The organism is Kitasatospora sp. LaBMicrA B282 (assembly GCF_050325825.1).
Lineage (GTDB): Bacteria > Actinomycetota > Actinomycetes > Streptomycetales > Streptomycetaceae > Kitasatospora.
Genome location: NZ_JBNQTI010000055.1, coordinates 25173 through 46209 on the forward strand (window position 1 = coordinate 25173; position 21037 = coordinate 46209).

Consider the following 21037-nt stretch of genomic DNA (forward strand, 5'->3'; position numbering starts at 1 on the left):
TCTACCGACCCAGCTCCCACAGCTGCACGGACGTCCCGTCCTTGGACACCGTGCACCACCTGCCGCCCCCAACCGTCCGGGCCGGGCCCGAGACGGGAGCGGGGTAGCCGATCTCCCCGCCCAGCGACATCCCGGGCACCTCGACCAGCCAGTGCCGGGCCGCGCCGAAGCCGGCGTCGCACTCGGAGGTCCCGGCGACGACGGTGTCCTCGGCGACGAAGGCGGCGTCGTAGTCCCAGTGCACCCGGTCGCCGCCCGGGCTCGCCGGGTGGGGCGGCACGGTGCCCTCGGCGGCCAGTTCGCGCAGCACCGAACCGTCGGCGGCCCGGTGGAGCGCGAGCGACCACTGCCCGGCGTCGACGCTCAGCAGGTGGCGGCCGGACGGGCTCACCGCGAGCAGGAGCCGCTCGGTCCCGATCTCCGCGACGGTCAGCCGCCGGCCGTCCCAGCGCCCCCAGAGGACGGGCGAGCCCTCCTCGCCCTCGCCGACGCTCAGGCCCATCCGGGCCGGGTCCGGGTGCGGGGTGTGCGCGGAACCGGAGGCGATGGTTCCGGTGGACAACCGGCCGAGGACCCGGCCGTCGGCGGCGTCCAGGAGCAGCCAGAGCTCCTGGTCGTCGTCGGTGTCCTCGTCGGCGGTGTTCTCATGGTCGATCAACGGGCCGCGGACGTGGGCCCAGACGTACCGGCCGTCCGCACTGACCGCGACCGAGCCGCCGTCGGGGTAGCGGTGCTCCGCGTCGTGCGCGTACTCGTCGAACGACGCGTGCCGGGCGGCGCAGCTGCCGGCCCAACAACCGTGCCGCACCTCCCAGCGCGTCGCCCCGGCCGGCGTCACCGAACGCACCGCGTGCACGCCGGCGAACACCGCGAACTCCCGCCCCGGCGCCACCGCCACCGAGCCGACGCGGCGCGGCCAGGGCGCCGGGAAGCGGACCTCCGTGGCCCGGCCGGGGCCGGACCGGTCCGGGTCGAGGGCCACCAGCTCGGTGTCGCTCCGCTGCGCCAGGAGCGCGCCGCCCGGCCGGGCGAGCAGCTGCGGCGCCGTGGCCGGCGTCGACGCCGGGTCCAGCGGGGCGGCGATGGTGGCGACGAGACGAGCGGGGATGGTCACGGTTCTCTTCCGGCTGGGGGGATCGGGACGAGGCGCTCGGCCGCCCGGGTCAGCTCCGCCCGGAGTTCGGGCACGGGCTCCCGGGCGGCAGCGGCGAGCAGGACCTGACGGGCCGCGGCGGGCATGGCCTCGACCGGCCAGCCCGCGAGGGCGCGCAGGGCCATCCGGCGGTTCCTGCTGGTCCGGTTGCCGAGTGCGGCCTCGATCAACGGCCAGCCGTGACCGGGGTACGCGCCCAGCCGGCTCACGATCAGGTCGAGGCTCCGGTCGGCCTCGTACTCCGCCCCGAGCCCCAGGGCCGTGGTCGGACCGGTCCGCAGGCGCTGCAGGGGCAGCAGGCGCTCCGCCGCCGCGACGACCGCCGCGATCTCCGTGGGCGGACAGTCGTCGACCAGCAGGAACCAGACGGTGTTGTCGTGCGGATCCACCTCCACCCGCCGCAGCAGGGCCGGGCGGGCCGGCAGGTCCATCCGCCGGGCCGCCCAGGCCGCGCGCCGAAGGGTGCCGGGGTCCTCGTCGGCGAGGCCGGCCAGGACCAGGTCCCGGGCCGCCGGCCCGGCGACCAGGTCGGCGTAGCGGCGGCGAACCCGGCGCCACTCCGGGTGGTCCTGGCAGAGCGTGCTCGCGTGCAGGTAGCGGTGGATGGTGAGGAGGCTCCAGAGGCGTTGCAGGGTGAGGCCGTGGGTGGTGGCGTGGCGCAGGTAGCCGTCCAGGGCGGGCACGGCCTCGTCGTACGAGGACAGGGCGGGGCCCGGTCCGTCGAGGTCGGTGAGCGCTTCGAGGAGCCGGCCGGCGCCGCCCAGCGTCTCGGCGTCCAGGGCCTCGCGGGCCAGTACGGCGGCCAACCCACCGACTCTGGCGGCGTGCAGCGCGAAGTAGTTGTCCAGCACGTCGCCGGTGCACGACGCGCGGACCAGCCACTCCCTGATCTCGGGATCGGTCACGGCGCCGAGCCGGCCGACGGCGTCGACCCGGGCCCAGCCTTCGGCCTGCCGGGCCAGCTCGAACAGCGGCCGCTGGGGGTCGGCCAGGGATCGCACGAGGGCGGCACAGGCGTCGGACGAGAACGCCCAGAAGGTGCCGAGAGTCGTCAGGACGGCGGTGTCGTCGGGGGTACCCGACCCGGTCAGGCCCAGCAGCAGCATGCCCAACCGGACCGCGTTGGGGTGCTCACCGTGCACGGCGAACCAGCGGCCCAGGTGGTGCAGGCGGTGCGGGAGGTCGCCGGACGGGGGCTGCTGGTCCAGGAGCGTTTCGAGGGCGGCTTCGAGCGGGCGCGCGTGGTCCCGCCAGACGATCCGCCGCAGCTGTCTGTCCAGGACGGACAGGACCGAGCGATCAGGAGGCGCGGCGGTCACCATCCGGGTGGCGGCTGCGGCGATCCGCGCGGCGGCGTCCTTCGAGCGGTTGGCGCGCCCGCTGGGTTGGGGCGCCTTCCGCAGCGGCCCACGGTGCGGCGGTCGGCCCGATCGGTCCGACGACGGCTCGGGCGTTGCCGCCAGGGCGAGGGTGTGGAGGGAGGGCCGGCCGCTGAGGGTGCCGCCCAGGTCCCAATGCTGTGAGCGGGTCACCGGACGAGGGCCCGGATGTCCTTTCGATTCGTCATGCCGTGATCTTGGCAGCCGGGTTCGGCAGACGCAAGCGCACCTGGTGCGGGAGCCGACGGGGCAGGAGAAGGTGCGGCAGGGGCACGTGCCGGCCCGGCGGGTGGGCCGCTAAAGTCGGACCCGACGACGCTGGGCGGTGCGTGGCACGGGAGTTGGGGAGCGAGTGTCGCAGGAGCGGGTACGGCTGTCACGCGGGGAGGCGCTGCAACGTCGCGGGGAGCGCCGGTTCGTCGGCCGGCGGGCCGAACTGACGTTGTTCACCGACAACCTGGCCAAGGACCCCGATCCGCAGGCGGTGGATCCGGCCGAGTTCCTGTTCCACGTGCGCGGGGTGGGCGGCATCGGGAAGTCCACGCTGCTCGCCCGCTGGCGCCAGGAGGCGGAGCGCGCGGGTGCCGTGACCGCGCTGGTGGACGAGTACGGCGCCACCGGCGTGGAGGCGGCCCTGGTGGCCCTGGCCGAACAGCTGGCCGGGCAACCGGCCGGGCAACCGGCCGGGCCGGACGGCGCCCGGAAGGACGGCGGCCGGCGGGACGGCGGCTGGAAGGACTTCGAGCAGGCCGTGCAACGCCACCGCCGCACCCAGCACGCCGCGGGCGAGCCCGGTGCGGGCGGGGAGGCGGCCTCGCTGCCGGCTCGGGTGGTGGCGCAGGCCGCGCTCGGTGCCGCCGGCCTGGTCCCGGGCGGCGGCGCGGTGGCGGCGATGACCAACCCGCAGCTGCTGGCCCAGAGCGCGGACCGGCTGGCCGGCGGGATCCACCGGCGCCGGGCCCGCGGCCACGGCGACACCGGTACCGCCGAGAGCGAGACCGCGCTCTGCCGGGCCTTCGTGACCGAACTGCGCCGGCTGTGCGAGCGCCGCCCCGGCCGGCGGGTGGTGCTGTTCCTCGACACCTGGGAGCGCACCGGGCAGCTCCTGGACGCCTGGCTCCGGGAGCTGCTGACCGACGGGTTCGGGCGGCTGCCCCTGGAGGTGACCATCGTCCTGGCCGGCCGCGACGCGCTCGCGGAGCGGGACTGGGCACCGCTGCGGGACGTGGTGGTGGACGTGCCGCTGGAACTCTTCACCGACCAGGAGGCCCGGGAACTGCTGGCGGCCCGCGGTGTCGCGGACCCGGGGGCGGTGGCGGCGGTGCTGCAGGCGTCGCTGGGCCTGCCGCTGCTGGTCGCGCTGCTCGCCCACACCCGGCCCGGCTCCGCGGGGGACGTGGCGGTGGCGGGCGGCGACGCGGTCGACCGCGCGGTGGAGCGGTTCCTGCAGTGGGTGCCGGAGCCGGAGCGGCGGGAGGTGCTGTTGGCGGCGGCCCTGCCACGGCAGCTGAACCGGGACGTGTTCGCGGCAGCCGGGGCCGGGGCGGGCGGTGAGGCGGGCGGGGAGGCGTGGGAGTGGCTGCTCGGGCAGCCGTTCGTGACCGGGCACGGGGAGTTCAAGCAGTTCCACGCGGTGGTCCGCGCCAGCCTGCTGCGGCACCAGCGCGCGCACAGTCCGGAGCTGTGGCGCGCGGGCCACGCCCGGCTCGCCGAGTGGCATGCGGCGGCCCGGCAGGCGGGCGGGCCGCGGCGCCGGATGGAGGAGCTCTACCACCGGGTGTGTGCGGACCCGGCCGCCGACCTCGGGGCGCTTCTGGAGGAGACCGCGCGCAGCACGGGAGGCGGGCAGGAGGACGTGATCCCGTGGGCCGCGGTGCTCCGGCAGGCCGCGCAGGACGGGGGCGACGCCGAGGTGCAGGCGTGGGCCGACCGGATCCGGCACGCGCTGACCGCCCCGGAGCCGGTCCTGGAGACCCTCACGGCACTGACCGCGGCCACCCTGCCGCCCCGGGTCCGCGCTGCGGCGCTCGCTCAGCGCGGCCATGTCCACTACCTGGCCGACCGGGACGACGCAGCACTCACCGACCTGGACCAGGCCGTCGCGCTCGACGCCGGACTCGCCCGGCCACTGGCGTACCGGGGAGAGCTGCACGGGTGGCACCGGCGCTTCGACGAGGCTCTCGCCGATCTCGACGCCGCGCACGTCCTGGCACCCCGTGACGCGTGGGTGCTGGTCGTCCGGGGAGAGGTGCACTGGAAGGCCGGACAGCCGGCCGAGGCCATGCGCGACCTCACCGCCGCCCTCGCGATCCGGCCGCAGCACGTCCGGGCGCTGACCGTCCGGGGGGCGGTGCACAGGACGGCCGGACGACGGGAGGAGGCCGTGCAGGACCTCACGTCCGCCCTCGCGATCGACCCCCGGAACGCGTGGGCCCTGGCCCAGCGGGGAGAAGTCCACCGGCTGGCGGGCCGGCCGGAGGAAGCTGTCCAGGACCTCACCGCCGCCCTCGCGATCCGCCCGCAGGACTCGTGGGCGCTGGGCTCACGCGGCGCGGCGCACCTGCTGGCCGGGCGCCTGGCGGAGGCACTGGCGGACCTGACCTCCGCGATCGCCCTCGACCCCCGATACTCGTGGGCCCTGACCTACCGGGGAGAAACCCACCGACAGGCCGGGCACCTCGAGGAGGCGCTGGCGGACCTGACCTCCGCCATCGCGCTCGACCCGCAGGACGCGCGGGCACTGGCCCAACGGGGAGCAACCCACCGACAGGCCGGGCGCCTGGCGGAGGCACTGGAGGACCTGACCTCCGCCACCGCACTCACCCCACAGGACGCGTGGGCCCTGGCGCAACGGGGAGAAGCGTTCCGCGAGGCAGGACGGTCCGCAGAGGCGATCGCGGACTTCACCGCCGCCATCGCACTCGGCCCGCAGTCCGCCTGGGCCCTCGGCTCGCGCGGCCAGGCGCACGCGGCGGCGCAGCAGCTGGCGGAGGCCGTCGCCGATCTGACCGAGGCCCTGGCGATCGCCCCCGACACGTCGTGGGTGGCGTGCGAGCTGGTGGCGGTGCACCGCAGGCGGGGCGACCTGCCTGCTGCCCGCGCGGTGCTGGACGAGGTCGTCGCCGCGGAGCCGGATGACGCTGCTGTCCGGTTGGAGTCGGCGATGACCTTGCTGTACGAAGCCGGCCTGCCCGGCGCGGTGGACGCGTGGACGGCCTACGCTGCCGCTCCCTGCGGCGACGACGCTTTCGCCGCCCTGGACCGGGCCGTCCAGGTGCTGCTGCACGGGCTGGTGCTGGGACAGGCGGAGCCGGCGGAGCTGGTCGACGCCTTCCTGGGCGTGCCCCGTACGAACCTGGCCGTGCCCAACCTCCGGGCCCGCGTGGCGGAGCTGGCCGGGCTGGCTGCGCCCGTCGGACCGCGCGCGGCCGCCGCGCTGGCGCTGCTCGGGTAGCCCGGACGACGCCTGACAGTCACCCGATTTCACCTGACAGCTGACAGATTTCAGATTCTGTCAGCTGTCATCCCGATCAACGCGTTTGGCCGACCCCCGCCCACTCCGTAAAGTTCATCGGGTACCCCCACCGCACCGGCGCCACCGACCTCAGCGCGCCGTGCCCCAGCGAGCAAGGAAGCGCACCAGGATGACGACGGCAGCGGAGCAGCAGTACGACCGGCCGGAGCCGATCGCCGACCCCGCCGACGGCGTCACCGAGGAGTACGGGCCCGGGATCGACCCCGAGCGCCTGCGCTCCTGCCTCCAGGTGCTCGCCGAGCTCGACGACCTCCCGGTCGACCACCCGGACGCGATCGCCGTGCGCCGGGCCGTCGCCGGCATCTTCCGCACCGTGAAGCAGCGCCGCCGCCAGGAGACCCGCGCCGCCAAGACGGCCAACGACCGCGCCGTCACCTCGCGCACCGCCACCGGCGCCCCCGGGCGGATCGACGACGAGACGGCCGGCGTCTTCGGCCTCAGCAGCCCGACGCCGAGCACCGAGATCGCCGGGATCCTGCAGCGCCCGCGCTCCTGCTACATCTGCAAGGGCCGCTACGTCGAGGTCGACGCGTTCTACCACCAGCTCTGCCCGCCGTGCGCCAGCAACAACCGGGCCCGCCGCGACCAGAAGGCCGACCTGACCGGGCGCCGCGCGCTGCTCACCGGTGGCCGCGCCAAGATCGGCATGTACATCGCGCTGCGGCTGCTGCGCGACGGGGCGCACACCACCATCACCACCCGGTTCCCGAAGGACGCGATCCGCCGGTTCAAGGAGATGCCGGACAGCGCGGACTGGCTGCACCGCCTGAAGATCGTCGGCATCGACCTGCGCGACCCCGCGCAGGTGGTGGCACTGGCCGACGCGGTGGCCGCCGAGGGCCCGCTGGACATCCTGATCAACAACGCCGCGCAGACCGTGCGCCGCTCCCCCGCCGCCTACGCCGAGCTGGTCGCCGCCGAGTCGGCGCCGCTGCCGGCGGGGCAACTGCCCGGTCACGAGATCATCGGCGCGTTCGGCAGCGGCGGCGTCGACCGCCCGGCGCTGCCGGGTCAGGCGAGCGGCGAGCGGGAGGCGCTCACCGCGCAGCAGGTCACCTCGCTGGCGCTGGTCACCGGTTCCGCCTCGCCGGAGCGGATCGCGGCCGGCACCGCGATCGACGCCGGCGGTCTGGTCCCCGACCTGGTCGACACCAACAGCTGGGTGCAGACGGTCAACGAGGTCGACCCGATCGAGCTGCTCGAAGTGCAGCTGTGCAACTCCACCGCGCCGTTCATCCTGGTCAGCCGGCTGCGCGCGGCGCTCGCCGCGTCGCCGGCCCGGCGCAAGTACGTGGTGAACGTCTCCGCCATGGAGGGCCAGTTCAGCCGCGGCTACAAGGGCGCCGGCCACCCGCACACCAACATGGCCAAGGCCGCGCTGAACATGCTCACCCGCACCAGCGCCCGCGAGATGCTGGAGACCGACGGCATCCTGATGACCGCCGTGGACACCGGCTGGATCACCGACGAGCGCCCGCACCCGGACAAGATGCGACTGGCCGAGGAGGGCTTCCACGCTCCGCTGGACCTGGTCGACGGCGCGGCCCGGGTGTACGACCCGATCGTCCGCGGCGAGCGCGGCGAGGACCTGTTCGGCTGCTTCCTCAAGGACTTCGAGCCGGGCAACTGGTGACCTCCCCGGGCGGTGCGGGAGCGTCCCGGGAACCGGGTGCGCCCCCGCCGGGAAACCGGGAGCGCCCCGCGCCGGCGGACCCGGCCCGCCGGGCGCCGCGGACGTGGTAAGCCTGAGGCATGATCACCTCCGGAACCCGCCCCGCCACCGCCACCACGCCGCTGATCGGTGCCGGCGTCATCGTCCCCAGCACCGACGGGCGCAGCGTGCTGATCGGCCGCCGCACCGCCGCCGGTGAGCCCCCGACCTGGAGCCTGCCGGGCGGCAAGGTCGACCACCCGGGAGAGTCCTTCGAGCAGGCGGCGGCCCGCGAACTGGCCGAGGAGACCGGCATCCTGCTGCCGGCGGACCGGATGCGGGTGCTCGGCGTGATCCTCGACCACCTGGCCGGCCGCCCCCGGCTCACCGCGGCCGTGCTCGCCCCGGCCAGCGACGCGGTCGCCGAGGTCACCGAGCCGCACGCCTGCGCCGGCTGGCTCCGCGCCCCGCTGGACGAGCTCCCGGAGCCGATGTTCGGCCCCTCCGGCTGGGTGCTCGCCCACTGGCTGCCGTCCGCCGCCCCGCTGCCACCGGGCGTCCACGGCTACCGCACGGCCCAGTGAGACGGCCGGCCGTGACGATCGATCGGCCGTGACGATGCGTCAGAACTCCTTCGCCGCCGCCAGGATCGCCTCACGGATGCGGTGGTAGGTGCCGCAGCGGCAGATGTTGCGGATCTCGTCGAAGTCGGCGTCGCCGATCTCGTGACCGGCGGCGCGGGCCTGCTTGACCTTGGCGACCGCGGCCATGATCTGACCGGGCTGGCAGTAGCCGCACTGGGCGACGTCGAGGTCCAGCCAGGCCTGCTGCATGGGGTGCAGGTCCTTGCCGACGGTGGCCGGCAGGCCCTCGATGGTGGTGATCTCGTCGGTCGGCTGCACGGCGCCGACCGGGACCGAGCACGGGTTGAACGCCTTGCCGTTGATGTGGCTGGTGCAGGCCTGGCAGACCCCCAGGCCGCAGCCGTACTTGGGGCCGGTGACGCCGAGCACGTCGCGCAGCACCCAGAGCAGGCGGACGTCGTCGGCGACGTCCACGGTGACCGGCGAGCCGTTCAGGACGAAGGTGTGTTGGGGCACTTGGACAACTCCTGGGAGCGCGGGGCCCGTAGGCGCGGGCGAGCTAGTAGGCGCGGGTGAGGCCGTCGGTCGGCGACTGCGGGATCGGGGGCGAGGTGGGCAGCGGGGTGAAACCGAGCGGTTCGGTGTGGTTGATCGGGAAGCTGGTCGGCATGGTGCCGGTGGCCCGCCCGTAGGCGCAGGCGACCGCCGCCATCGCCCCGGCGACCGCCAACTCGCCCGCCCCGCCGGGGACCCCGGTGGTCGGCGGCATCACCACGACCTCCAGGTCCGGCGGCACGTTCCACTGCCGGGTGTAGAAGTAGTTGTCCCAACTTCCTTCCAGGAAGGCCCCGTTCTGCAGGTGCAGGCTGGAGGTGAGGGCGACCGCGATGCCGTCCATGATGCCGCCCATCATCTGGGCCTCCAGGCCGCGCGGGTTGACCGCCAGGCCGACGTCCACCGCGCAGACCACCTTGGTCACCCGCGGCCCGGTGTACGCGTCCGGGACCTGCCGGCCGACGGTGGCGGGCGTGCAGTCGATCTCCGCCAGCACGGCGACGAAGCCGTGGTACTCCGGGTGCAGCGCGATGCCCTGGGCGGTGCCCGGCGCCATCGTGCGGCCCCAGGCGCCGACCTGGGCGACCTTGTCCAGCACCGCCTTGGCCCGGTCGTCCTTGAGGAAGTTTCGCCGGAACCGGTAGGCGTCCTGCCCCATCGCCGCGGCCAGCCGGTCGACGACCAGCTCCTGGGCGCAGCGCACGTTGGGCGAGTAGATGCCGCGCATGCTGCCGGTGTTGAATCCGTGGTCGACCTCGTTGAGCAGCTGGGTGGTGAGGCCGAACTCGTACGGGGTCTGCTGGGTGAGCCCGAACATCACGTCGGAGAAGCCGGTGTTGGCGATCGGCAGCTTGTCGACCGAGGAGGTGATGATCTCGCCCAGCCCGTGGCCGAAGTCGGTCCAGACCGAGGTGTGCCGCTGCTCGTAGCTGACCACGTTGCCGAGCGAGTAGGTGGCCCGCACCCGGGATATGGACATCGGGTGGGTGCGGCCCTGGCGGAAGTCGTCGGTGCGGTGCCACATCAGCTTGACCGGCTTGCCGATCGCCTTGGAGACCAGGGCGGCCTCGAGTGCGGCGTCGTGGAAGAGCTTGCGTCCGAACGAGCCGCCGCCCTGGGTGACGTGCACGGTGACCGCGCCCAGCGGCAGGCCGATCGCGGGCGCGATCAGCTCCTGGGCCACGATCGGGGACTTGAACGAGCCCCAGACCTCGGCCCGGTCGGCCCGCACGTCGGCGATCGCGCAGTTCGGCTCGAGCGCGCTGTTGCTGGCGAAGTGGAAGGTGAAGCGGGCGTCGACCGCCTGGGTGAGCAGCGGCAGCGGCGGTACCACCAGCGGGAGTTCGGCGGCCTGCAGCTCCTGCAGCACACTGGCGTCGCTGGCCCCCTCGGCGGTGCCGGGCCCCCAGGTGACCTGGAGCGCCCGGACCGCGTCGATGCACTGCCCGAAGGTCTGGCCGCGCACCGCGACGCCGCTGGGCACGGTCACCACGTCGGTGATCCCCGGCATCGCCAGCACCGCCGCCTGGTTCTGCACCGAGACCACCGTGCCGTTGATCGTCGGCGGGCGGCAGATCATGGTCGGCAGCGCGCCCGGGACGTTCAGGTCCATGGTGAAGCGCTTGCGCCCGGTCACCGCGTCCAGCGCGTCGATCCGGTTCTGCGGGGTGCCGATCACGCCGAACCCGGACGCCGGCTTGAGCGTGACCGCGACCGCCACCGTGCTCTGGCTGGCCGCGGCCGCGGCGAGCGCGCCGTAGCCGATGCTCGCGCCGTTCGCCGCGGTCACCACGCCGGCGCTGGTGGTCAGCGTGGCGACCGGCACGCCCAGCTGGGCCGCGGCGGCCGCCAGCAGGCGCTGGCGGGCGACGGCCGCGGCCGTGCGGATCGGGGTGTAGGTGGAGATGGTGGTGTTGGAGCCGCCGGTCAGCTGGTTGAAGACCAGTTCCGGACGGGCGTCGGCGAGGGTGATCCGGACCTGGCTCAGCGGCAGGTCCAGCTCCTCGGCGATCAGCATCGCACTGGAGGTGGTCACCCCCTGGCCCACCTCGGCCCGCGGCAGCGCGAAGGAGGCGGTGCCGTCGGCGTTGAGTTGGATGGTGATCAGACCGGACGTCGGCAGCGCCGCGTCGGTGAGCAGGTCGTTGAGGTCCAGCAGCTCCGCCGGCTCGGGCAGCGAGGGGATCGCCGCCTCGGCCGGCTCCGGCGCGGCCACCTCGCCCAACTGGGCCGCCACGGTCAGCGTGGAGGCCGCGAGGACGTAGCCCAGGAACCGGCGCCGCCCCAGCGAGTGATCCTGATCACCCATCAGTTGTCCTCTCCCCGACAACCCGACAATGCGTGCGTGGCGGAGCATTCCATACCGGTGACCGGTGAGTAACACCGGGGGCGGTCCTGCTGATCGGACGGCCGCGGGCGGGCCGGGTCGGGTCCGTCGGACCACGCCCCGGGCTCAGCGGTCGGCAAGGGAGTTGAGCCAGCAGGGCGGCAGCGGGCGGGGCGGGACGCGTGTCGCCTTGACCCGGCTGTTCGCGCACCCGTTCACTGCCAACCACCCACCCGCTCCCCCACACCCCTCCCCGCCCAAGGAAGCCCCGTGGAACTCTCCGCCCCTGACGCCCAGTCGACCCCCCTCAGCCGCAGACGCCTGATCCGCGGCGCCGCGGCCGCCGGCGCCGCCGGAGTCGCGGCCAACCTGCTGCTCGCCGCCGACCCGGCCGCCGCCCAGGCCGAACACCCGGACCGCCCCGGGCACCCCGAGCACCCCCACCCCGCGGCGCACCCCGAGCCCGCCCCGCCCGCCGAGCCGCTGATCGTGCACCTGCGCGACGCCCGCACCGGCGCGCTCGACCTGTTCAGCGGCGACCACCACCGCCAGGTCCAGGACCCGGCGCTGGCCGCCGCGCTGCTCCGCGCGCTGGGCTGACCGCCCGACCGCCCCATCGCCCGACCGCCGCAGCACCCCGCAGCACCCCGCAGCACCCCCGGCTCGATCCCACCCGCACCACCCCGCCCGGCAGCACCCGCCAGCACCCGCCCCCCTGCGAGGATCCCGTGTCGTCCCACCGTGAAGCCCCCGAGATCTCCAAGGACCCGGTCGCCGACAGCACCGACGTCTACGCCTTCGTCAGCCCGGACGCCTGCGACACCGTCACCCTGATCGCCAACTACCTGCCGCTGCAGGGCCCGGCGGGCGGACCCAACTTCTACGAGTTCGGCGAGGACGTGCTCTACGCGATCCACGTCGACAACGACAACGACGGCCGGCCGGACATCAGCTACGAGTTCCGCTTCCGGGTCGAGGTCCGCAACCCGGACTCCTTCCTCTACAACACCGGCCCGATCACCTCGCTGGACGACCCGCACTGGAACCGCCGCCAGACCTACAGCGTGGCCCGGGTCGAACTCGCCAGCGGCCGCACCACGCTGCTCGCCGACGGCCTGGCCTGCCCGCCCTGCAACATCGGCCCGCTCTCCACGCCGAACTACCCCGCCCTCGCCGGCGCCGCGGTGCACCCGCTCGGCGGCGGCCGCCAGGTCTTCGCCGGCCAGCGCGCCGAGGGCTTCTACGTCGACCTGGGCGCCATCTTCGACCTGGGCACCCTGCGCCCCTTCCAGGAACTGCACGTGATGCCCGCCTTCACCCAGTCCGCGAGCGGGGTGAACACCACCAAGGCGCTCAACGTGCACAGCATCGCACTGCAGGTGCCGATCACCGACCTGGCCTTCCGGCGCAGCCGCCCCACCGACGTGCTGGACCCGCACGCGACCATCGGCGTCTGGACCACCGCGAGCCGCCGCCGGGCCCGGGTGCTCGACCCGGACGGCCCCGACACCGCGTCGGGGCCGTTCGTCCAGGTGAGCCGGCTCGGCAACCCGCTGGTCAACGAGGTCCTGATCCCGATGGGGAAGAAGGACCGGTGGAACACCCAACCGCCGGCCGACGACAAGAACTTCGCGCAGTACGTCGCCCACCCCGAACTGGCCGGGCTGCTCCCGGCGCTCTACCCGGGCGTCTTCCCCAACCTGGCGGCGCTGGACGCGGCCGGGACGGCCCGCGCCGACCTGCTGGCCGTGCTGCTGACCGGGATCCCCAGCGGCATCGTCAACGGCTTCCAGAACCACACCGGCGACACCCAGGCCGACATGCTGCGGCTGAACCTGGCCGTGCCGCCGGCCGCCAAGCCGAACATCCTGGGCCTGGTGGCGGGCGACCCGGCCGGCTTCCCCAACGGGCGGCGGGTCTTCGACGACGTGGTGACCGTCGAACTGCGCGCCATCGCCGGGCTGACCTACGCGCTGGTGGACAAGACTTTCGTCCCGGACGCCCCCGCCGGTCAGATCACCGACGGCCTGAGCCCGAGCGACCTGGAGAACCCGTACCTGGACGCCTTCCCCTACCTCGGCGTGCCCTACGACGGCTACCACCACCCGGCCGGCTGACCGGCCACCTGACCGGCCAACGCCGCCGAACCGTCACCCACCGACTCGTCAGCCCGGAGGCAGAGCAGCATGTCCCACCCCCAGCCGCACCCCCACGCCCCGCTGCCCGATCCGTCCCGGGAGGGGTCGGTGGTGCTGGAGATCGGCGGCGACCTCGGCGCGCTGGTCATCCACACCGACCCGGCGCAGGACGGCCGGGAGATCGAGGTCAGCCGCGACGGCACCACGGCGCCCCGCACCCACGCCGCGGTCCGGCCCCGCCACCTGGCCGGGCGCACGCTGCACTGCGCGGTGCTGTCGCCGCTGCCCGAGGGCGAGTACACGATCTGGCGCACCGCGGACACCGCGGCGGCCCGGGTCACCGTGCAGGGCGGGAGCGTGACCGAGCACCGCTGGAGCTGACCGCTGGACCCGCCGGAGCCGACCGCCGGAGCCGACCGCTGAACCCGGCCACCCGCGCCGACCGTGCTGACTGACGCGTTGACGCGTCGGCGAGCGCGCCCACCGCACGGCCAACGGCGCGGGTGACCGTTCGTCGCACGCCAACGGCCGCGACGAACGGTCATCGGCCGGTCCGGTCACCGGCGGTCGGGTGACGGATCGACGGGTCGACGGTTGCCCACCGGTGACGCCACGGTGAACGACCCGGTGAGGACCCCGGAAATGCACCGCACACGGCCGCATCAGGCCTGGTCAGAGAGTTATCCCGGGGTTGGCGGAGCCATTGGCGCTTTGTTGGCGGACCGTTGGTGGGCGCTGCCAGTCTGATCGTGTCGAGGTGAGCCCACCGTCCGGTGCGGCCCTCGCTCCTCCGCTGGCCGTACCGAACGCAAAGGCAAGAGTGGCAATGCAGACGCAGGACGCGGCGAAGACCGGTGGCGCCGAGCGGGCCACGCTGGACCAGAAGACCCTGGCGGAGCTCTACCGCCTGCACGGGCCGGACCTGCTGCGCGCACTGGTCCGGCTGACCAGTGGCGACCGCGGGAAGGCCGAGGACATCCTCCAGGAGACCTTCGTCCGCGCCTGGCAGCACCCCGAGGCGATCGCCGACGGCCCCGAGAAGTGCCGCCCGTGGCTGTTCACGGTGGCCCGGCGGATCGCCATCGACCACTTCCGGATGCGCGCCGCCCGGGCCCAGGAAGTCGCGGAGCTCGCCCCGGACGAGCACGTCGCCACCCACGACCCGTACGACGCGGTGCTCCAGGCCCACGACATCGGCCAGGCGCTGACCGAGCTCACCCCGCAGCACCGCGAGGTGCTGACCGAGCTGCACCTCAACGGGCGCTCGGTGAACGACACCGCCACCCTGCTGGGCGTGCCGCCGGGCACCGTGAAGTCCCGCAACTTCTACGCGATCCGCACCCTGCGCCCGGTGCTGCTGCGCCGCGGGCTGGCCGTGGGGGCCTGACCCGCCGGCGCGCCGGCGCGCTGAACTCCCAAACTGTTGAGCGGTGAACCAAACCCGCTGGGGCGGCCGTTCCCCTGGGCAGTAGCGGACCCGTCCCGGACCCGCGCGAACGGTCGAAGGAGACGGGTGTGGTGCGGAACGCGACCCTGGCCGGCTCGTCAGCTGCCAAACTGGTCGTCATGGACGAGACGGGTGGCACACCGGACGAGGTCGGCGAGGACGAGGTCCGCCGGCTGATCGAGGCCTGGCTGTCCGAGCCGCCGACCCTGCCTGAGCTGCCCGAACTGCCCGAGCCGGCGGAGCTGCCCGAACTGGCGGAGCCGGCCAGCGGCCTGGCGGTCCCGCCGGCCGCCGCCGACGTGGTGGTCGCCGCGGCCCGCCGGCTCGCCACCGAGGAGGACGTCGCCGCCGAGGACCTCGGTGCGCCCGACGCGGGCCTGCGCCTGCTCGCCGAGGTGATGGTCCTCGACGAACACCCGTCCGCCGCCACCTGGACCTGCGCCGAGCGCACCGAGGTCCTCGACTGGCTCACCCTGCTCATCCACCGCTTCGGCGAGGACGGTGTGCAGCGCCTGGTGGCCGCGCTCTGCGCAGCCGGCGAGGCGGAGTAGGGCCGCCGCTCGTAGGGAGCTTGTCGGACCAGCCGGCACGCCCCCCAGCCTGACGACTGGGGGGCGTGCCGGCTGGTCGTTGTACGGGGTCCGCCCTTGGACGATCCGCCGGTGAGTCACGGGCGCCTCCCGGCCGAAGGCCGGGGCCAGGGCCAGGGCCGCGGGCGCGTGCCCGGCGAGATCCGTAGCGTCAGGACGCCCGCGCGCGGTCAGCGGCCGCCGTACGGGGGGTCGGCCGGGAGGCGGCCCGGGCGCCAGGTGCGGCGGGCGCCGCGGGGGAGGACCAGGGCGGCCAGGCCGACCAGGACCATCACGCCGAAGGCTCCGCCGGCCACGGCGGCGGCCTGGCTGCCGGCCGTCTGGTGGACCGGGGGCGGCATGGTCAGCGGGGCGGTTCGGGGCGGGGGTGGTGCGGTGGCGCCCTGCTCCTCCGGGAGGACCGCGGTCACCGCGGCGACCGGGTCGACCGTGCCGTAGCCGAAGCGTGGGTCGGGCAGCACGGTGCCGGGGTGGTAGGCGGTGGTCTCCAGGCGGTGCACCAGCTGGTCGCGGGTCAGCGTCGGGTGGGCGCCGAGCACCAGGGCCGCGCTGCCCGCCACCACAGCGGTGGCGAAGCTCGGCCCGGTTCCGGTGAAGAAGCCCGCGCCGCCGGGCCCGACGCTCATCACCGCGTCGCCGGGGGCCACCAGGTCGACCCGGGTGGGGGTCGAGCCGGCGGACGGGGCGGCGCCGGCCGGGGCGCCCACCGGGCCGACGTCGGAGACCGAGAGCACCTCCGGGTAGCCGGCCGGGTAGCTGCCGCCGCCCGACCCGCCGGTGGCGGGGGTGTCCGGCGCGGCCGGGGCGATCACCAGGGCGCCCTTGGCGTCGGCGTAGTCGACCGCGTCCTTGAGGCCGCCGTCGGCCGCGGGCACCGGCACCGCGACGTCGATCACCCGGGCGCCGGCGTCGGCGGCGGCGCGGATGCCCTTGGCCAGCAGGTCGGCGCTGGTGGTGCCGGCCTCGTCGGTGACCGAGACCGCGAGGACGGTGGCGGCGGGTGCCAGGCCGGCGAAGCCCATGCCGTCCTGCTGCTTGGCGGCGATCAGGCCGGCCAGGAAGGTGCCCTCGCCGACGCAGTCGTGCCCGGCGTCGCCGCTGCCGTTCTCGTGCGGCCCGAGCTTGAGCCGGTTGCCCAGCACGCCGGAGGTGCCGTCGACGCCGGTGCTGAGCACCGCCACGGTGACCCCGGCGCCCTGGCTGAAGGGCCAGGCGCGCTGCGGGTCGAGCAGGCTCTGCGACCAGGGCGTCAGGTCGGTGTTCTTGCCCGAGGGCTTGACGCAGCCGTTGCTCTGGTAACCGATGTTGGTCTGGCTGATCTGCGGCAACGCGGGCGGCTGGGCGCTGGAACCGGAACCGGAAGCAACACCGGGACTCGGGCTGGCCCCGGCCCCGGCCCCGGAGTCGGCGACCGCCGGCCCGGCCGCGGCGGTCAGCAGCAGCACGCAGCAGAGCCCGGCCGCGGCGGAGACCCGGCCCCCGTTCACCGCTCGCCCGCTCATCCGACGCTCCCCGCCTGCGGCACCGCGATGTCCTGCGGCAGCAGCAGGCTGAGCTCGGAGACGTCGGCGATCTCGAGCCGGCTGAGCCGCCCCGCCTGCCGGGTGATCATGCTCTCCAGCGTCTGCCGGGCGAACCGGCCGTTGCCGAAGTTGCGGTCGCGCGGCACCGCGGCGAACAGCGTGCCGAGCGCCGCCAGCGTCTCGGGCGTGCAGCTGTAGCCGGCGTGCTCCGCCTGCAGCCGGACGATGGTCACCAACTCCTCGTCCGTGTAGTGCTCGAAGGCGACCTGCCGGGAGAACCGCGAGGCCAGGCCCGGGTTGGAGGAGAGGAAGCCCTGCATCTCCTCCTGGTAGCCGGCCACGATCACCACGACCTCATCGCGGTGGTCCTCCATCAGCTTCATCAGGGTGTCGACCGCCTCCTGGCCGAAGTCGTTGCCGCTGCCCCCGCGCGGGGTCAGGGTGTACGCCTCGTCGATGAAGAGCACGCCGCCGCGGGCCCGGTCGAAGGCCTCCTTGGTGAGCTGCGCGGTGTGGCCGACGTACCGGCCGACCAGGTCGGCGCGGGCGGTCTCGATCAGCTGACCGCCCGGCAGCACGCCCAGCTCGGCCAGCAGTTCGCCGTAGAGCCGGGCCACCGTGGTCTTACCGGTGCCGGGCGGGCCGGCGAAGACCAGGTGGTGGCTGATCGTCGCGGTCGGCAGGCCGGCCTCCTCGCGGCGGCGGACCTGCTTGATCAGGTTCACCAGGTCCTCGACCTGCTCCTTGGCGGCCGGCAGGCCGACCATCGCGCGCAGCTGGTCGAGCAGCTCGGTGCGCGGCTCGGCCGCCTCCGGCTGCGGCGCGATCGCCGCGGCGGCCTCGGCGCCGACGTCCTCGGGCACCAGCAGCGCCAGGTCCGCGTCGCCCACCTCGGCCAGCAGCGCCAGCCGGGAGGCCTGCCGGTCCACCATCTCCTCGAACACCTTGCGGGCCGCCCGGCCGTTGCCGAAGTCGGCGCCCTTGGGCATCTTGGCGAAGTGCACGCCGAGCGCCTCCCGGGTGCCCTCGGCCAGCTCGTAGCCGTGGCCGCCGGCGGCCCGCTCCACGATGGTGACCAGCTCGTCGTCGGCGTAGTTGCGGAACTCGACCGTGCGGCTGAACCGGGAGGCCAGACCGGGGTTGGAGTTGAGGAAGTCGCGCATCTCATCGGAGTAGCCGGCCACGATCACCACCACGTCGTCGCGGTGGTCCTCCATCAGCTTGACCAGGGTGTCGATCGCCTCGCGGCCGAAGTCGGGCCCGGTGCCGCCGGCGCCGGCCGACAGCGTGTAGGCCTCGTCCAGGAAGAGCACCCCACCGAGCGCCTCCTTGAACACCTCGGTGGTCTTGATCGCGGTGCCGCCGACGATCGCGGCCACCAGGTCGGCCCGCGCCACCTCGACCAGGTGTCCGCTGCGCAGCACGCCGAGCTCGGCCAGGATGGCGCCGTAGAGCCGGGCCACCGTGGTCTTGCCGGTGCCGGGCGGGCCGGCGAAGATCAGGTGCCGGCTCATCGGCAGCGCCGGCATCCCGGCCAGCTCCCGGCGCTTGGCCAGCTTGTTGAGGTTGACCAGGGTGGCCACCTGCTCCTTGACGCCGGCCAGGCCGACCAGCGACTCCAGCACCGCCAGCGGGCCCTGCGGGTCCACCCGGGCCGGCTCGACCGGCTCGGCGAGCGGATCCGTGCCGCCCGACTGCCCCGACTGGCCCGGCTGCCCCTGGTGGCCCGCCGCACCGGACTCACCCGACGCGGCGGCGGCCGTGCCGCTGCCGTGCGCGTCGGGCTGCGCGTTGTCCCGGCTGGTGAGCTCCTCGACCGCGAGCCGGGAGCTGGGCTTGGTCTGCCGCAACCCGCTGCCGCGGTTCTCGGCCACCGTGCAGTCGCTGACCCGGACGGACTCGACGGAGTCGATCCGGATGCCGTCCACGCTGTTGTCGAACGCCTCGCAGTGGCTCAGCGCCGCCCGGGCGCCGGCCCCGACCAGCACCCCGTGCCGGCGGTTGCCGCGCACCCGGCAGCGGGTGGCGGTCAGGTCGCCGCCCTCCTCGACCAGCAGGCCGTCCTGGGCGGAGTCCGCCACGTCGCAGTCGCGCAGCGCGCCGATGCCGTCGCCGCCGACCGAGATGCCGGCCGAACCGGAGTCCCGCACGGTGGTGTTGCCGAGGTAGGTGTTGCCGCCGTCGGCGATCCGGACGCCGGCCTGGCCGGCCGCGCTGATCTCCGAGGCCTCCAGCCGGCCGCGGCCGTCGCGCACCACCTCGACGCCGTGCCCGCGCACGTCGGTCACGGTCAGCCGGCGCAGCAGCGGGTTGGCGCCCTCGCGGACGCTGACCCCGGCCCCGCGCACGTCCCGGATCTCCAGCCGGTCGAACTCGGCCGCGCTCTCGCCGACCAGCTCCACCCCCGCCTCGCCGCAGTCCCGCACCGCGGTGCGGGTGAGCGTGGGGCTGGACGACTCGCCCACCCAGATGCCCACCCCGTCGGCGCCGGTGACCTCGCACTCCTCGAAGGTGCCGCGGGACCTGCCGGTGACGTGGATGCCGTGCCCCTTGGAGCGCGCGGTGCGGCAGCGGCGCAGCAGGGGGTCGGTGCCGGCCGCCAGTGCGACGGCGTGGCCGGTGGTCCCGCTGACCGTGCAGTCCTCCAGCACCACCCGGGCGGCCGAGCTGAGGTAGACGCCGACCGAGGTGTCGCGCACCTCGGTCCGCAGCACCCGGGTCGTGCTGTTCTCCTCCAGGGCGATGGCCGGCTTGTCGGTGGCCGAGATCTCGCAGTCCTCGATCGAGCCGCGGGCCTCGCCGTTGGCGCAGACCCCGTTGCCGCGGGCGTCGCGCAGCACGCAGTTGCGCACCATCGGGTTGGCCCGCTCGCCGATCACCACCGCGGAGGTGCCCAGGTGCTCGATCACGCAGTTCTCGATCACGCTGGTGCCGCTGGAGGTCTCCACGATGCCGGCACCGGCCGCGTTCACCACCCGGCAGCCGCGCATCGCCAGCGAGCCCTGCTGGCGGGTCAGCACCGCCGTCCAGGAGTTGCCGACCACCTCGCAGTCCTCCAGCGCGGCCTGGCCGCGCGGCACGTCGACGGTGGGCAGGTCGTCGTCCTGGCCCTGCAGCACCAGCCCGGTCAGCTGGACGGCCTCGGCCACCACCTGCACCACCGCCCCGCGCTTGGGAGCGATCCGCACGCTGCCGCGGACGTCCTCCGCGGTGATGGTGACCATCTTGGTGATCACCAGGTTCTCCTCGTACCGACCGGGCCGGACGCTGATCACCGCCCCGCTGCGCGCGGCCTCCAGCGCTTCACCGATCGTGCGGTAACCGCCGTTTACCTGCTCCGCACACACCGTCAGCACATGGCGCGACATGCCGCTCGCTCCCTCTCGTCCTTCGTCACTACTGGTTCCTGCACCGGTCCGGCACCGGTCCTGCCGGGTTCTGGCCCCGGCAGGCGCTGGTCACCCGGTGCAGGTGGCCTTGATCGCCGCCGCCGCGAGGTGGGCGTAGGTCTTGGTGTTGCCGGTCCAGTCCTGGCCGCGGGTGTGCAGCATCACGGAGATCTGGCCGTTGCTCAGCGGGTAGCTGCCGACGCCCACCCAGGAGCCCAGGTTGTCCACCTGGTTGACGGTGAACGAGGCGATGGTGCCGCTGCGCGGCGTCGAGCTGTTCTGCACCGTGTAGTAGGCCGGGTCGCCGCCGACCGCCTTGATGTCGCCGTCGGCGGGGACGTACACCGAGAAGCTGCAACTCCCGCTGGAGACCGACCCGGTGTTGAAGGTCCACACCACGGAGTTGCCGTCGTCCTTGTTGGCGTCGCCGGACATCGGCACCGAGGTGTACTTGCCGTTGCAGCCGCCGCCGGAGTAGCCCCCGGTGCTGTTGGTGTTCCAGCCGGACTGGCCCTGGTCGAACCAGCCGTACTGCTGGAAGTCGGTGCTGTTGTTGGCGCAGTAGGCACCGGCGATCGCCGTGTAGGTCGGCGGCGCGGGCGCCTGCTGGGCCGGCTGCTGCGGCGCCGGCTGCTGGGCGGGCTGGGCCCGGTCCGGCGGCCATTTGCCTGGCCATGTCCATCGCGGCGTTCTTGGCCCCGAGCTGGCCGAAGTAGTTGGGAACGACCACTGCAGTACACCTCCCCCGTACACGCCGTGCAGCAGCA

15 protein-coding genes are annotated in these 21037 nt (G+C 74.4%); 8 read left to right on the forward strand and 7 right to left on the reverse strand.

What is annotated here, in order from left to right:
* Position 1: 1 nt before the first annotated feature.
* Positions 2-1114, reverse strand: coding sequence for a hypothetical protein (locus tag ACQRUO_RS17590; protein ID WP_428316880.1), 1113 nt, complete (start codon positions 1112-1114; stop codon positions 2-4).
* On the reverse strand, positions 1111-2685 hold the full coding sequence (locus ACQRUO_RS17595; protein WP_428316881.1) for a hypothetical protein: 1575 nt from the start codon (positions 2683-2685) through the stop codon (positions 1111-1113). The genes ACQRUO_RS17590 and ACQRUO_RS17595 overlap by 4 nt, the downstream gene beginning before the upstream one ends.
* 199 nt (positions 2686-2884) lie before the next feature.
* Between ACQRUO_RS17595 and ACQRUO_RS17600 the strand changes: the two genes are divergently transcribed.
* From ACQRUO_RS17600 to ACQRUO_RS17610, 3 genes are all read left to right on the forward strand, one after another.
* Entirely contained in the window at positions 2885-5986 is a 3102-nt protein-coding gene (locus ACQRUO_RS17600; protein WP_428316882.1) for a tetratricopeptide repeat protein, read from the forward strand.
* A gap of 190 nt (positions 5987-6176) precedes the next feature.
* Positions 6177-7700, forward strand: coding sequence for an SDR family NAD(P)-dependent oxidoreductase (locus ACQRUO_RS17605; protein WP_428316883.1), 1524 nt, complete (start codon positions 6177-6179; stop codon positions 7698-7700).
* 119 nt (positions 7701-7819) lie between these two features.
* A complete protein-coding gene (locus ACQRUO_RS17610) occupies positions 7820-8302 on the forward strand; it encodes a nucleotide triphosphate diphosphatase NUDT15 (RefSeq protein WP_428316884.1) in 483 nt (160 codons plus the stop codon).
* Positions 8303-8341: 39 nt separating this feature from the next.
* On the opposite strand, the gene ACQRUO_RS17615 is transcribed toward ACQRUO_RS17610, so the two are convergent.
* Positions 8342-8818: a (2Fe-2S)-binding protein gene (locus tag ACQRUO_RS17615; RefSeq protein ID WP_428316885.1), complete on the reverse strand. Its 477-nt coding sequence runs from the start codon at positions 8816-8818 to the stop codon at positions 8342-8344.
* A 43-nt stretch (positions 8819-8861) separates the two neighbouring features.
* Positions 8862-11165, reverse strand: a complete 2304-nt coding sequence (locus ACQRUO_RS17620) for a molybdopterin cofactor-binding domain-containing protein (protein WP_428316886.1) — start codon at positions 11163-11165, stop codon at positions 8862-8864.
* Between the two features lie 288 nt (positions 11166-11453).
* Between ACQRUO_RS17620 and ACQRUO_RS17625 the strand changes: the two genes are divergently transcribed.
* The 5 genes from ACQRUO_RS17625 to ACQRUO_RS17645 all read left to right on the forward strand — a co-directional run bounded on the left by ACQRUO_RS17625 (position 11454) and on the right by ACQRUO_RS17645 (position 15319).
* A complete protein-coding gene (locus ACQRUO_RS17625; protein ID WP_428316887.1) occupies positions 11454-11783 on the forward strand; it encodes a twin-arginine translocation signal domain-containing protein in 330 nt (109 codons plus the stop codon).
* Between the two features lie 128 nt (positions 11784-11911).
* The gene (locus ACQRUO_RS17630) at positions 11912-13300 is read left to right on the forward strand and encodes a DUF4331 domain-containing protein (RefSeq protein WP_428316888.1); all 1389 of its coding nucleotides are present in this window, start codon (positions 11912-11914) and stop codon (positions 13298-13300) included.
* A gap of 69 nt (positions 13301-13369) precedes the next feature.
* Positions 13370-13702, forward strand: coding sequence for a hypothetical protein (locus ACQRUO_RS17635; protein WP_428316889.1), 333 nt, complete (start codon positions 13370-13372; stop codon positions 13700-13702).
* 445 nt (positions 13703-14147) lie between these two features.
* Positions 14148-14708: a sigma-70 family RNA polymerase sigma factor gene (locus ACQRUO_RS17640; RefSeq protein WP_428316890.1), complete on the forward strand. Its 561-nt coding sequence runs from the start codon at positions 14148-14150 to the stop codon at positions 14706-14708.
* Between the two features lie 131 nt (positions 14709-14839).
* A complete protein-coding gene (locus ACQRUO_RS17645; protein ID WP_428316891.1) occupies positions 14840-15319 on the forward strand; it encodes a hypothetical protein in 480 nt (159 codons plus the stop codon).
* 209 nt (positions 15320-15528) lie between these two features.
* On the opposite strand, the gene ACQRUO_RS17650 is transcribed toward ACQRUO_RS17645, so the two are convergent.
* The 3 genes from ACQRUO_RS17650 to ACQRUO_RS17660 form a co-directional block, all read right to left on the reverse strand.
* Positions 15529-16860, reverse strand: coding sequence for a S8 family serine peptidase (locus ACQRUO_RS17650; RefSeq protein ID WP_428316892.1), 1332 nt, complete (start codon positions 16858-16860; stop codon positions 15529-15531).
* Complete coding sequence (locus tag ACQRUO_RS17655) at positions 16857-20249, reverse strand: right-handed parallel beta-helix repeat-containing protein (RefSeq protein WP_428316893.1); 3393 nt, start codon at positions 20247-20249, stop codon at positions 16857-16859. Before ACQRUO_RS17655 ends, ACQRUO_RS17650 begins: the two co-directional genes overlap by 4 nt.
* 90 nt (positions 20250-20339) lie before the next feature.
* Positions 20340-21037 (reverse strand): hypothetical protein (locus ACQRUO_RS17660; protein WP_428316894.1); only part of this gene is annotated, 698 nt, incomplete at its 5' end.

Excerpts from the sequence above, each read along its gene's own strand:
- ACQRUO_RS17605 (WP_428316883.1), top strand. The coding sequence starts at position 6,177 with ATGACGACGGCAGCGGAGCAGCAGTACGACCGGCCGGAGCCGATCGCC.
- ACQRUO_RS17610 (WP_428316884.1), top strand. The coding sequence starts at position 7,820 with ATGATCACCTCCGGAACCCGCCCCGCCACCGCCACCACGCCGCTGATC.
- ACQRUO_RS17620 (WP_428316886.1), bottom strand. The coding sequence starts at position 11,165 with ATGGGTGATCAGGATCACTCGCTGGGGCGGCGCCGGTTCCTGGGCTAC.
- ACQRUO_RS17635 (WP_428316889.1), top strand. The coding sequence starts at position 13,370 with ATGTCCCACCCCCAGCCGCACCCCCACGCCCCGCTGCCCGATCCGTCC.
- ACQRUO_RS17640 (WP_428316890.1), top strand. The coding sequence starts at position 14,148 with ATGCAGACGCAGGACGCGGCGAAGACCGGTGGCGCCGAGCGGGCCACG.
- ACQRUO_RS17650 (WP_428316892.1), bottom strand. The coding sequence starts at position 16,860 with ATGAGCGGGCGAGCGGTGAACGGGGGCCGGGTCTCCGCCGCGGCCGGG.
- ACQRUO_RS17655 (WP_428316893.1), bottom strand. The coding sequence starts at position 20,249 with ATGTCGCGCCATGTGCTGACGGTGTGTGCGGAGCAGGTAAACGGCGGT.